At 54.7% G+C, this 11100-nt stretch carries 12 protein-coding genes; 9 read left to right on the top strand and 3 right to left on the bottom strand.

Features of this window, described 5'->3' with window-relative positions; genetic code table 11:
• The first annotated feature begins 2 nt into the window (after positions 1–2).
• Positions 3–515 carry a sporulation membrane protein YtrI gene (locus ACFVTB_RS06270; protein WP_387746471.1) on the top strand — a complete coding sequence of 171 codons (513 nt, stop codon included), beginning with the start codon at positions 3–5 and terminating at the stop codon, positions 513–515.
• Positions 516–629: 114 nt separating this feature from the next.
• Complete coding sequence (locus ACFVTB_RS06275; RefSeq protein ID WP_387746472.1) at positions 630–926, top strand: YtpI family protein; 297 nt, start codon at positions 630–632, stop codon at positions 924–926.
• Between the two features lie 205 nt (positions 927–1131).
• Here the strand turns inward: ACFVTB_RS06275 and ACFVTB_RS06280 are convergent, their stop codons facing one another.
• Both ACFVTB_RS06280 and ACFVTB_RS06285 read right to left on the bottom strand, forming a co-directional pair.
• Complete coding sequence (locus ACFVTB_RS06280) at positions 1132–2475, bottom strand: DRTGG domain-containing protein (RefSeq protein ID WP_387746474.1); 1344 nt, start codon at positions 2473–2475, stop codon at positions 1132–1134.
• A gap of 18 nt (positions 2476–2493) precedes the next feature.
• Positions 2494–2976: a hypothetical protein gene (locus ACFVTB_RS06285; RefSeq protein WP_387746476.1), complete on the bottom strand. Its 483-nt coding sequence runs from the start codon at positions 2974–2976 to the stop codon at positions 2494–2496.
• Positions 2977–3168: 192 nt separating this feature from the next.
• On the opposite strand from ACFVTB_RS06285, the gene ACFVTB_RS06290 reads away from it, so the two are divergent.
• Positions 3169–3510, top strand: coding sequence for a helix-turn-helix domain-containing protein (locus ACFVTB_RS06290; protein ID WP_387746478.1), 342 nt, complete (start codon positions 3169–3171; stop codon positions 3508–3510).
• A 102-nt stretch (positions 3511–3612) separates the two neighbouring features.
• On the opposite strand, the gene ACFVTB_RS06295 is transcribed toward ACFVTB_RS06290, so the two are convergent.
• Positions 3613–3936 carry a hypothetical protein gene (locus tag ACFVTB_RS06295; protein WP_387746480.1) on the bottom strand — a complete coding sequence of 108 codons (324 nt, stop codon included), beginning with the start codon at positions 3934–3936 and terminating at the stop codon, positions 3613–3615.
• Between the two features lie 194 nt (positions 3937–4130).
• Here ACFVTB_RS06295 and ACFVTB_RS06300 point away from each other — a divergent pair, with 194 nt between their 5' ends.
• From ACFVTB_RS06300 to ACFVTB_RS06325, 6 genes are read left to right on the top strand one after another with little or no spacing between them, the layout of a single operon-like run.
• Positions 4131–5501, top strand: a complete 1371-nt coding sequence (locus ACFVTB_RS06300) for a YheC/YheD family endospore coat-associated protein (protein ID WP_387746482.1) — start codon at positions 4131–4133, stop codon at positions 5499–5501.
• A 15-nt stretch (positions 5502–5516) separates the two neighbouring features.
• Positions 5517–6740, top strand: a complete 1224-nt coding sequence (locus tag ACFVTB_RS06305) for a YheC/YheD family endospore coat-associated protein (RefSeq protein ID WP_387746483.1) — start codon at positions 5517–5519, stop codon at positions 6738–6740.
• Complete coding sequence (locus ACFVTB_RS06310) at positions 6737–8113, top strand: YheC/YheD family endospore coat-associated protein (RefSeq protein WP_387746485.1); 1377 nt, start codon at positions 6737–6739, stop codon at positions 8111–8113. The genes ACFVTB_RS06305 and ACFVTB_RS06310 overlap by 4 nt, the downstream gene beginning before the upstream one ends.
• Positions 8113–9270, top strand: coding sequence for a YheC/YheD family endospore coat-associated protein (locus tag ACFVTB_RS06315; protein ID WP_387746487.1), 1158 nt, complete (start codon positions 8113–8115; stop codon positions 9268–9270). The genes ACFVTB_RS06310 and ACFVTB_RS06315 overlap by 1 nt, the downstream gene beginning before the upstream one ends.
• 2 nt (positions 9271–9272) lie before the next feature.
• Positions 9273–9770, top strand: coding sequence for a GNAT family N-acetyltransferase (locus ACFVTB_RS06320; protein ID WP_387746489.1), 498 nt, complete (start codon positions 9273–9275; stop codon positions 9768–9770).
• A complete protein-coding gene (locus tag ACFVTB_RS06325) occupies positions 9727–10917 on the top strand; it encodes a YheC/YheD family endospore coat-associated protein (protein ID WP_387746491.1) in 1191 nt (396 codons plus the stop codon). The genes ACFVTB_RS06320 and ACFVTB_RS06325 overlap by 44 nt, the downstream gene beginning before the upstream one ends.
• The last annotated feature ends 183 nt before the right edge of the window (positions 10918–11100 follow it).

Here is an 11100-nt window from a genome sequence, read left to right on the forward strand (position 1 = left end):
CGATGCGCCTTCCGCCCTTTTACCGCTACGTCAGATCCATGCAGTCCGTCGGTATGATCGTGCTGGGCATGGTCATCGGCGCCGCTGTCTACCATACGCTCTTCCAAGCCCGTTTCGAGGCGCTCGTCAGTCTCAAAAGCGAGCTCGAAATGCAGCTCGACCAATATGAAACCGATATGAAAAATATGCGCAAGCTGAAAAATCAGCATAACGTCATCAAAAGCGTACTTCCCCGCATCGAGAAGGAAACGGATGAAAAGAAACGGCCGCCGCTCGACAAAGTAACGGAAGCAGAGTTGACGAGACGAATCAAACAGGACCTGTCCGTCTTCATCGGACAGAGCATCTATGAAATCGACTCCGACGCCAAATTCGCCCGCATGCTGCTCAGCCAGAAAATCTATTCCGAGGTGCTGGGCAAAGACTATAAGATTGATATTAATACGATACTCGTCGCCGACAACGTCTTGCAGGTATGGGTAAAGGTTCGGCTTTACGAGAAGCCGCCTTCCTGACGCCTAGATTCCTTGCACCCTTACTCCGGTCCAAGCAGCCGTTTCGCCCTTGCCCCGATTCATGATACAATAAACGGAAATAAATGAAGCACCCGAAGGAGTTGTACCGCAGCAATGAATTCCCTAATTCAATACCTGTTTGCGCCGGGCATCATTATTACGCTAGCGCTAACCGTTCTGTTCAGCTATAAATCGCGGCGTTCCACAGACGCAAAAACGCGCGGCTTGAATGCTTCCCGGATGAATATCAGCATGGGAGCTATGCTCGTATTTATCGCCGGCGTCCAGCTGTTCCTCTCGAACGAATCGACCGCCCGCATCGTCATCGGCTCCGTGTTTCTCGTTCTCGGGCTGTTTAACCTGTTTGCCGGTTTTCGCAATCACAGCATTTACCGCACCATGCAGCAATAGCGTGGAGCGCTGCCGGCGCTTTGCCGCCGCAGCAGGAAAAAGGCCGTCTTTCCGCAGTTCATCTGCGCAAAGACGGCCTTTTCTCCGTTGTCTATTTATTGCCGAGACGCAATCCTTCTATAATCTAGCAGCGCTAGCGTTCACTTCGGCTAGTAAGCGAAATCTGCAAGCGAGCGATCCCATTCTCCCCAGCCTAATCAAGAGGTCAAACCGAATCGATCATCTGCGCGGTCATCATCGCCTTCGCCGCCAGACCGTTCTGGTCGTGCACTTCGATTTCGAGCTTGGTCGTTTTGCGACTCATTTCCATCGCTTTCGGGACGATTGTAATCTCGCTATCGATTTGAACCGGCTTCACGAAATAGGTCGTCATGCTTTCCAGCAAGTAATCGCGCTTGCCCGTATCGCGAATCATTCGGCGTACCGCCTGCGTCATCAGCGTTACGGTCACGCCTTCCGATACCATGCCAAGAGGCCCCGACATTTGCGGCGTAATCATTCCTTTGTATATCGGATTGCCATCTCCATCCTCGTCGGTCAAGAAGCCGGACCACATTAAATCCTCGAACGTCTCTCCCGACTCCGGCTGCTTTCCGGCAAATCGCATAGCGTCCAGCACTTCCTGACGCTTGATAACGCCAAGAAGTTTGCGATGACGGTCGACGATCGGCAGCAGGTCTATCCCTTCCGCCGCCATTGTATGGGCCGCCGAAGGCACCGTAATATTCGGCGCCGCCGTTATCGGATGACGGGTCATCACCTTGTCCACCGTACAGGAATCAGCCGAGCCGACCGCGTCCTTTGCCGTAACCATCCCGACGACGCGTCCGCGCTCATCGACGACGGGGAAGCGCGTGCTGCCAGTCTCGCGTACAAGCCGCTTGAAGTCGTCCAGCGTATCGCCGGCATGCAGAACGTCAGCCGCTTTGCTGAACGTCATCAGGTCCTCGACCAGCATAATTTTACGCTTGATCAGCCGGTCGTACATCGCCCGGTTAATCATCGAAGCGACAGTAAACGTATCGTGACGGGAAGAGATGATCGGCAGCGCCTTGGCGTCTGCCAGCGCCTTCACATCGTCGTCGGGTTCAAAGCCCCCCGTTATAAGCACACCGGCCCCTTGCTCGAGCGCTCGCCGATGGGCGCTTGAGCGGTTGCCGACGATGAGCAGGCTTCCTTCGTCGATGTAGCGCAGCATCGCGTCCAGCTCCATCGCGCCGATCGCGAATTTGTGGAGCGTCTTGTCCAATCCCGCCGAGCCCCCGAACAAACGGCCTTCGACGATTTCGGCAACCTCGCCGAACGTAAGCTGATCGAGCGCCTCTCGCCGCTTGCGGTCGATGCGCACCGTGCCGATTCTCTCCTTCGTACTGACCAGCCCGAGCGTCTCCGCTTCCTTGATCGCTTTGTAGGCCGTACCCTCGCTCACGCCCAGTCCCTTCGCAACCGCCCGCACCGATATACGCGTCCCAATTCGCAGCTCTTGGATATGCTGTAAAATCTGCTCCCGCTTCGTAGCGTTTTGTCCGCCAGAACCGTTTGTTTCCAACCGCGTCACTCCCCTGGTCTATTTCAATACATTATACCAGTCGATCGTCGCGCGGGCGACCTTCAGTTGGCCGTTTACCGGTTCTCCGTTTTTTCCCGTCAGCCGATATTTATCGAATAGCGGCTGAAGCCTTTGAACGCTGATCGCTTCTTTGGCTCCGTCCGTAATGAAAGACTTCCAATCGTAGCTGATTGGAACGGAATAAGAAAGCTGATGAATCGACAATTGGTCAATCACCATCCGCTGTGAAGGAATTTCCGCATACTGAATGGAAAATAGAAACGACGCCTTCTCGCTGTATGGACGAGCGATTGCATCGGATTCCAGGCAAATGATGTAATCCACCGTCTGGGAATGTGGATCGACCCGACAGCTGAATCGGCCAAGCGCGTTTGCCGTTTTATCGGTTTTATGCAAAATTCGGTATGTAAATTGAACTTCGAATGGGACATGCTGGTAATAGGTCTGCACTTTGCGGTAAAATTCAAACTCGTCAACCATAATTGATTCTCCCCACCACTTTTTCCTGAATGTTACAACTTAGGAAATGATGATAATAGAAAACACCTTTTTACACAATTATAATAAAAAGCATATTATTTGGTCAATGACTATAGTAACTATTTTTGATATGCTCTTTAGAACGTTGTTGCTTCGCTATTAAACCTCTATCTTTAGGCTGAGGTGACGACCGTGAGCAAATTTGCTCGTTACATTGGGGAAAATATCCGTACGCTGCGTAAACTGCGAGGACTAAGCCAGGAACAGCTGGCGCTTCGTGCCGAGATCAACGCCTCCTACATGGGGCAGGTCGAGCGCGGAGAGAAAAGTCCCACGATCGATGTGCTCGGGAAGATTGCTGGAGCGCTGCAATGTCCGCTTGAACAGATCGTCCAGGTGTCCGGCTCCCGTCAAGAGAGCGAAGTAAGCTATGCCGATAAAATCGCCCATCAAATAAACGGTCTTACCGCAAAGGAACAGGAAGCCGTTTACAAGCTGGTCAAGCAAGTCATCCAGTTCAAGGATATCGATTAACGGCCGGCTATAACCGATTGGATAATCGCTAAATGACAAAAATCGGGGCCGCCGGACAAGGGATTCATTTCCCTCGCCCAGCGGCCCCGGTTTTTGGTTTGCTCAGCCTCTCGCTCCGCGTCCGATTCGACCGGACGCAGCTTTCTCCAGCCGGTGCTCCCACGCCCGCTTCTTCGCTCGTTTGATCCGCTCGAGCTCTTTGCTCTTCTCCTCGTTAATTAGCAGCACTGCATTAAAATTGGCAGCAATAACAAGCAGTGCGAACAGTATCCATACGGCCCCGAATATGTTCTCAAGCGCCCACGGCGCGCCCAATTTCACCTCTGGCACAGCGTAGACCAGCATCCCGACGGCTGCAAACAAATACAATACATGACGCCCTTTTCCCTTCGACATCGCCTTGCCTTCCCCCAATCCGCTTTCCATTTTTTCGCTTGTCCCTGTTTCTATCCTATGACTCGTCAAGAGCCTATATGATAAGCAGCAAGCTTCATTTTTCAAAAAATTGGCCAATCACCAAGGGGTAGATGTCCTCATATGATGAAGTAATTCGTGTAAAACACCTAGTGGCTTCCCGCCCGCAAACCGCCTTCATCCTCCTGCTCGGAAGGAGATTCACGATGCTCAAATCGAAAGTGGCCGTTCAGGTGATCAGTTCAAGCATGCTGACGGACGATACGCTGATGCTCGGCGAGTCGTTACTGAAGCAATGGAAAATACCGCAGGGCCAGCCCGTTCTACTCAAATTCGGAGCGTTTCGGCAGCATATCAAAGTCATCCCCGTCTCGAAGTATGATGGGATGCGCATCAGTCAGGGGCTTGCCAAGCAGATGGGCATTCTCGGCAGCACAACCCTTCGCATGCAGTATAAGGAAGGCTCTTCGACGATGGTCGTAGGTCCGCTGATTGGTGTGCTCGTCAGCCGCGATTATACCGGCATGCCCGACAAGCCGTTTGGTTCGATAACGATGTTCTGCAAGGAACTCGTTGACGGCTGCGCCCAGAACGGCGCCTATGTTTACTTTTTTACGCCTGGCCAGATCAGCGGCAGCGGCAGCGCCAGCGACGTCAATGGCTGGGTTTATGCGGACGGCTGGCGCAGAACGACGGTGCCGGCGCCCGACGTCGTCAACAATCGGCTTACGTCGCGCAAGCTGGAAAACAAACCGAATGTGCAAGCTTTCCTGAAAGAGATCAAGCAAAAGTACCAGTCCACTGTTTTCAACGAAAAGTTTCTCGACAAAACCGAAGTGTTCGAAGCGTTGAAAAAAGACTCGTCGGTCAGCCGCTACCTGCCCGAATCGCATTCGCTAAGAAGCTATACGACGCTGAAATCGATGGCTTCGCGCTACGACAATATCTTTTTGAAGCCGGTGCGCGGCAGTCTTGGAAAAGGCATTATCCGCGTGACGCGCGGAGAAGGCAGCGGCTATATGGCTCATTTCGCGACCGTCGCCGGGGCAAGGCGCCAGCAGTATCCGAACTTACTCAAACTGTATGCGACCATTTCGACCAAAATGAAGTCGATCCGCTACCAAATCCAGCAAGGCTTGCCGCTTATCGAAATTCAAGGACGACCGGTCGATTTCAGGGCGCTTGTTCAGAAGAACGTGTCCGGCAAATGGTCCGTTACCTCCATCGTCGCCCGTACGGCAGGCAGCCAGCACTTCGTATCCAACCTCGCTCGCGGCGGAACGCTCAGCCGTGTAGGCGAAGCGGTGAGCAAATCCAATATGACCTCCGGCCGTGCAGACGCGTCCTCACGCCTTCATGCGGCGGCCTTGGCGATCGCAAAAGGCGTCGAGACGAACATTCCGGCTCACTTCGGAGAACTCGGTATCGACCTCGCACTCGACACCGGAGGCCGAGTATGGCTGCTCGAGGTCAATTCCAAACCTTCCAAAAACGACAACACGCCGCTAAACGATCATAAAATACGGCCGTCCGTCCGGATGGTTATCCAGTATTCCCGATTTTTATCGGGATTTTGAACGGAGGCGGCAGCGATGAACCTGCAAGCGAAGCTCGGCGTACTAGTAGCCTCTATTCAGACGGCCTCTCCCGCAGAAGAGCCGATCTTCCCGGAGCGGCAATTCCTTGCCCGGCTCAGTCAAGCGGCGGAAAAACTTCCTATCGACCTGTACGTTTTTTCTCCTGCGCAATACGATCCGATCTCCGGCCGCTTGACCGGTTGCGTGCTGCGGCGCGGTATCTGGATGCTGGAGCGCTGTGAATGGCCTGACGTCGTGTATGATCGCAGCCTGTGTAAAAACGCTGAGGAGCGACTGCTTGTGCAGCGTGTACTGAGCCAACTGCGTGAACGCAAAACGTTCGTTCGGTTAAACGGCAGTCTGCCGTCCAAACCGGCGGTGCACGACGCGCTGCTCTCCGAATCGCGTATCGCGCGCTCGCTCCCAGTAACCGTGCCGCTTACGCGCCCTCTGCGGCTCGAGCCTTTGCTTGCTCAGCACCCGGAAGGCCTCTTTCTAAAGCCTGCCTCCGGCATGCAAGGCAAAGGAGCGGTATCGATTCGCCGTTCTCCATTCAGCGAAGAGTGGCTAGCAGACGGGCGAACGAGAAGCAACGCCGTCTTTCGCCTCCGCTCCCCTTCGCTGTCTAAGCTGGAGCAGCGATTGGAACGGTTCGTCGGCTCTACCTCCTACATCGTTCAGCCGCTGCTCGAACTGAACGATGAGGACGGCAGGCCTTGCGATATTCGCTCCTTGATGCAAAAGGACGGAACGGGCAGCTGGTCGGTGACCGGCATTGCCGCCCGGGTCGGCGATGCCGGCTCCGTCACCTCCAACCTGCATGGCGGAGGAACCGCTCGCCCCGCAAAGCAGCAGCTTGCCGAGCGGTTTGGCGAGCGCCATGCCGGCCGGCTGCTCGCGGAAATCGAGACGCTGTCGATACTCGCAGCGAAGCAGCTGGAAAGCCGCTTTGGCAGGCTAGCCGAGCTGGGCATCGATTTCGGCGTCGACCGTATCGGCCGGCTGTGGCTGCTTGAAGCGAACTCCCGGCCCGGTCGCTCCTCCTTCGAGCTGGCGGGCGACGAGGAGGCGGCTCGACTTTCGATCGAGCGTCCCCTCCACTATGCGCGATTGTTGTCGCGCGGCCAGCAGCCGCTCTTGTTTTCACGCAAATCGAAACCCTATGCCCCCGAAAACGACCTGCGCCCCTTACCGATAATCGGGGTCCGGTCTGACAACGTTCAGGAGGTTCATCCATGAGTTCGACAACATGCAACGTGCATTTCTCGCAACAATCGGATAGAGTCATCTATTTGTCCAACCCGCTGCTCAAAGAACTGAAGCTGACAGGCAAAAAGACGGTGCATTTAAAGTTCGGCAGAGAGACCGTCACCGCTGCCGTGCGTCCCGTTAAGCGGCAGGGAAATCATCTTTACTTGTCCGCCGGCGTCCGCCAATCCATCCGCGTGCCGAAAACCGGCTACATTCGCGTGCTTAATTCAGGCGACAACGAAGTTCAGATCGGACCGCTGGTCGGCATTCTTTGCGATTCCAACATGCCTAGCTCGGAATTCACTCCATTCGGGAACCGAACGGGTTTTATTAAGCAAATTATTCGCTCCGGCGAGCGCAACGGCTACATGTTCGCTTTTTCCCCAACCGATGTGAACTGGCAGCAGGAGACGGTTTACGGTTATTTCCTCAACTCTCAAGGCGGTTGGTACCGCAAAACAGTGCCGCTGCCGGACGTTGTCTACAATCGCTTGCCGAGCCGCAAGGCGGAAACATCGGCGATGATCAGCTCGCTTCGGGAGCGGTTCGTCCGCAAAAAAATACCTTACTTCAATTGGAGCTTCTTCAATAAATCCGATGTCTACAAGCTGCTCGACAACGATCCGGAGGCGCTGCATCATTTGCCGGAATCGGTGTCTGGTCCGTCCTCGGAAAAAATAAAAGCGCTGCTCGAGAAGCATCAGTTTTTATATCTCAAACCGACAGCAGGAAGTCTCGGCATCGGCATCTACCGGCTTACCTATCATCCGAAAAGAGGCTACTTCGCCCGTTATCGGAAAGGCGACAAAAACGTGCTGCTCCGCTTCTCCAATTTCAACAGCCTGATGCGTATGCTGCATGCCCGGCACGGAAGCTCGCTTAGCAATTACATCGTGCAGCAGGGCGTTCGCCTCGTTGAAATCGACGGTTGCCCGCTCGACTTCCGCTTTCACATGCACAAGAACGGCAAAAACGAATGGGTGCCCGTCGGCATCGGTGCAAAGAAAGCGGGACGCGGCAGCGTGACGACGCATGTTAAAAACGGCGGTTCCCTTATGACGCCTGAATATGCGCTCGGCCGGACATTCGGCGACAATTCAGCCGCAGTGCTGGACAAAGCGAAGGAAGCTTCGATTTTGCTGTCGGAAGCAATTGAACGCAACTACCCGCATCGGCTGGGAGAATTGGGATTGGATATCGGCATCGACAAAGACGGTGAGATTTGGATGTTCGAAGCGAACGCCAAGCCGGGACGATCGATTTTCAAACATCCTTTGCTGCGTTCGGAGGGACGCGCTTCGCTCGATTACATCATTGAGCACTGCCTTTACTTGAGCAAGTTTCAAGGAGGGGAAGCCTAATGGAAAGCTTGCTTCCGGATCATGAAGGAACGGAGGGGCTGCGGGGGAACGGGAAACCCGTGCTGGCCATTTTAACGATCGATGACGACATTCAGCTGTTTCGCGGCAACCGCAGCAACTTTGCCGATCTGATTCAGACCGGCGAGCAGCGGGGATTTATCGTCTATGTACTGACCGTAAAAAACTTGTATTTAAGCCGATCTAGGCTGAAAGGCTATGTGTTCAACGCGAACGAGGAAAGCTGGTCGCAACAGCTTATGCCTTTTCCCCACATCATTTACAACCGCATTCCTCTTCGCGAGGACGAAATGCAGAAGACGGTTCGGGATAAGATTAAAGCTTGCATGAAGGATCCCCGCGTCAAACTGTTCAACCCGTACTTTTTCAATAAATGGCATCTCATGGAATGGCTCAAGCAGTCGAAAATGACCAAACCGTTTATTCCTGCAACCCGCAAGCTGATGACGGTAAACGGACTCAGCCGCATGATGAAGAAGCACCCATTTCTTTACTTGAAGCCGGAAAGCGGGAAGGCCGGCAAAGGCATCATGACGATCAAGCTGCAGCCCGAAAAGCAGATGCCTTATTTGCTGAAAATTCAAGAGGACCGCAAAAGCGCCACCTATACTTGCGGCACCATTTACAAGCTGTGGGCTCGCGTGCAAAAAGAAAGCAGCGGCGAAGCCTATATCGCGCAGCAAGGCATCCTGCTCGCTTCCTATAACGAACGAAAATTCGACCTGCGTGCGCTCGTTCAGAAGAACGAGCTCGGCCGCTGGGAAGTAACGGGCATCGGCGCGAGGCTGGCCGGCTCCGCCAGCATTACGACCCACGTCCCACGGGGCGGGATGATCGAAGACCCGGAAAAATTGCTGAGCAGTTCTTTTAGCAACGAGCATGCGCGTAAAATATTAATTAAAGCGAAGCAAGCCTCGCTGTTGATCGCAAGGCAAATCGAGCGCGGATCGGGACAGCTGCTCGGCGAAATGTCCATGGATCTCGGCATCGACATTGACGGGAACCTGTGGTTTTTTGAAGCCAACTCCAAGCCGATGAAATTCGACGAGCCTCATATTCGCAAAAAATCGCTGGAGCGCATTTTTCAATATGGTACCTATTTAACGAAATCCAAAACCGAGAAAGCCGGAGGCGCATAACGATGGAGCTGCAATTGCTTGCCCCCGATCAATGGATCAAAGAGCGTAACCGTTTGCTCGGATTTGCAGTCAAATACGGGGAACAGCGGTTGACGGCTGCTGGATTGCGTGCCTTGCACGGACTGGCGCCGTCCTCGTTGGCGGCAAATGGCGACGCGGAAGACGCGGCGGCCATAGCCGTCGCCAAGGAGAGCGGGCGCCTCGTCGGGCTTGCCTTCGCTGCAGGCGGCGGCGAAGGCGACTGCCTCGCCGTCGTTCACCCCGGTATGCGAGGGAGAGGCGTCGGTAAGGCGATGATGGAGGCGCTCGTCGCCAAGTTCGGGAAGCTTGTCTGCCATGTAGCGACCGACAATGCGCCGAGCCTAGCCCTCTGCTTTAGTCTCGGCCTGTCGGCAGTTTCGATGCATACGGGACCTACCGGGAAACCAACGCTTCGCTTCGAAAGGAGGGTCGGCGATGGCATTGCCGGTACTCGGCATTTTGACGTTGTACATGAATGAGAACGGTCATTTAGAGGAACGGGATATTTACCGTAAAATGACGCTCGCAGGCCGCAAGCTGGGGCTGCAGGTGATCGTCTTCACACCAAAGGATGTCAATTACCAGCTCAACCGGATTCACGCGATGTACTACGATCTGGAAAGCCGCTCCTGGTCACGAAAATGGACGTCTTTTCCGAACATGATATTCGACCGCTGCCGTATCCAACGGACCTACCGTTTCGAACAGCTCAAGCGTTTCCGGAGCAAATACGGCCATCTCACTTTCCTTAACCGTCCGCTGCGAAATAAATATACGATTCACCGCATCCTCTCGAAGGATGAACGATTCAAATCGTATATGCCTGCCACCCGCATGGTAGAGGATTCGAAGGACGTTGTCGAAATGATCCGCAAATATCCCCTACTGTATTTGAAGCCGATCAATGGCACGGGAGGCCGCGGCATTCTGCGCATCGAGCGGAAACAGGGGGGCAGCCTGCTCATTCAAGGCCGCGATCAGGACCGCCGTATCATTAGCCCGCGCCGTCTTTCGGCTTCATCGCTTAGCGGCTATCTGGCGTCCTGGAACTTGAAGAGCGTACGCTATTTGGCTCAGCAGGGCATTCAGCTTAAGCTGCCTAGTGGCCGCGTTCACGATTACCGAATGCTCGTTCAGAAAAACGGCGAGGGCGAGTGGAAGATGACCGGCTGCGCCGGACGCATCGGTGCGTCTGGCAGCGTCACCTCCAATCTTCATGGAGGCGGGCAAGCGATTTCCATGGCGAAGCTGCTGAAGCAGTGGATTGGCGACGATCAGCGGGTCGCGGAAATAACGGCCGAGGCAGAAAGATTCGGGGTCGGCGTGGCGCAATATTTAGAGCTTTGCTACGGCCGGTTGTGCGAACTGGCGCTCGATCTCGCCATCGACCATAAGGGGCGAATTTGGATGCTGGAGGTCAACCCGAAGCCGGCTAGGGAAGTTTTCGCGCAAGCCGGCGAAACCGACGCCTACCGCAACGCGATCATCCGCCCTCTAGAGTACGCCGTCTGGCTGCACAAGCAGCGGAAAGGTAAAGCCAAAACAGCAGCCGGCGGAAAGCCCTCGGCCGAGCTTGTTAAGCCGGGCGAGGCGCCGCAGTCGAAGGAAGCCTCGGTTAGCAGCTAGGCTGATCTGTTTATTGGGTGGGCCTCGGACTACTGCGCGGCTGGTCTGTTTGTGGGGAGAACCTCCGTTTTCTGCACGGCTGATCTGTTTGTGGGGAGAACCTCCGTTTACTGCGCGGCTGATCTGTTCACGGGGAGAACCTCCATTTTCTGCACGGCTGATCTGTTCATGGGGAGCTTCCGT

Origin of the sequence: Paenibacillus sp. NPDC058071 (assembly GCF_042885235.1) — a bacterium.
In the GTDB taxonomy this organism is placed as follows: domain Bacteria; phylum Bacillota; class Bacilli; order Paenibacillales; family Paenibacillaceae; genus Pristimantibacillus.

Excerpts from the sequence above, each read along its gene's own strand:
- ACFVTB_RS06270 (WP_387746471.1), top strand. The coding sequence starts at position 3 with ATGCGCCTTCCGCCCTTTTACCGCTACGTCAGATCCATGCAGTCCGTC.
- ACFVTB_RS06275 (WP_387746472.1), top strand. The coding sequence starts at position 630 with ATGAATTCCCTAATTCAATACCTGTTTGCGCCGGGCATCATTATTACG.
- ACFVTB_RS06285 (WP_387746476.1), bottom strand. The coding sequence starts at position 2,976 with ATGGTTGACGAGTTTGAATTTTACCGCAAAGTGCAGACCTATTACCAG.
- ACFVTB_RS06295 (WP_387746480.1), bottom strand. The coding sequence starts at position 3,936 with ATGGAAAGCGGATTGGGGGAAGGCAAGGCGATGTCGAAGGGAAAAGGG.
- ACFVTB_RS06300 (WP_387746482.1), top strand. The coding sequence starts at position 4,131 with ATGCTCAAATCGAAAGTGGCCGTTCAGGTGATCAGTTCAAGCATGCTG.
- ACFVTB_RS06305 (WP_387746483.1), top strand. The coding sequence starts at position 5,517 with ATGAACCTGCAAGCGAAGCTCGGCGTACTAGTAGCCTCTATTCAGACG.
- ACFVTB_RS06310 (WP_387746485.1), top strand. The coding sequence starts at position 6,737 with ATGAGTTCGACAACATGCAACGTGCATTTCTCGCAACAATCGGATAGA.
- ACFVTB_RS06315 (WP_387746487.1), top strand. The coding sequence starts at position 8,113 with ATGGAAAGCTTGCTTCCGGATCATGAAGGAACGGAGGGGCTGCGGGGG.
- ACFVTB_RS06320 (WP_387746489.1), top strand. The coding sequence starts at position 9,273 with ATGGAGCTGCAATTGCTTGCCCCCGATCAATGGATCAAAGAGCGTAAC.
- ACFVTB_RS06325 (WP_387746491.1), top strand. The coding sequence starts at position 9,727 with ATGGCATTGCCGGTACTCGGCATTTTGACGTTGTACATGAATGAGAAC.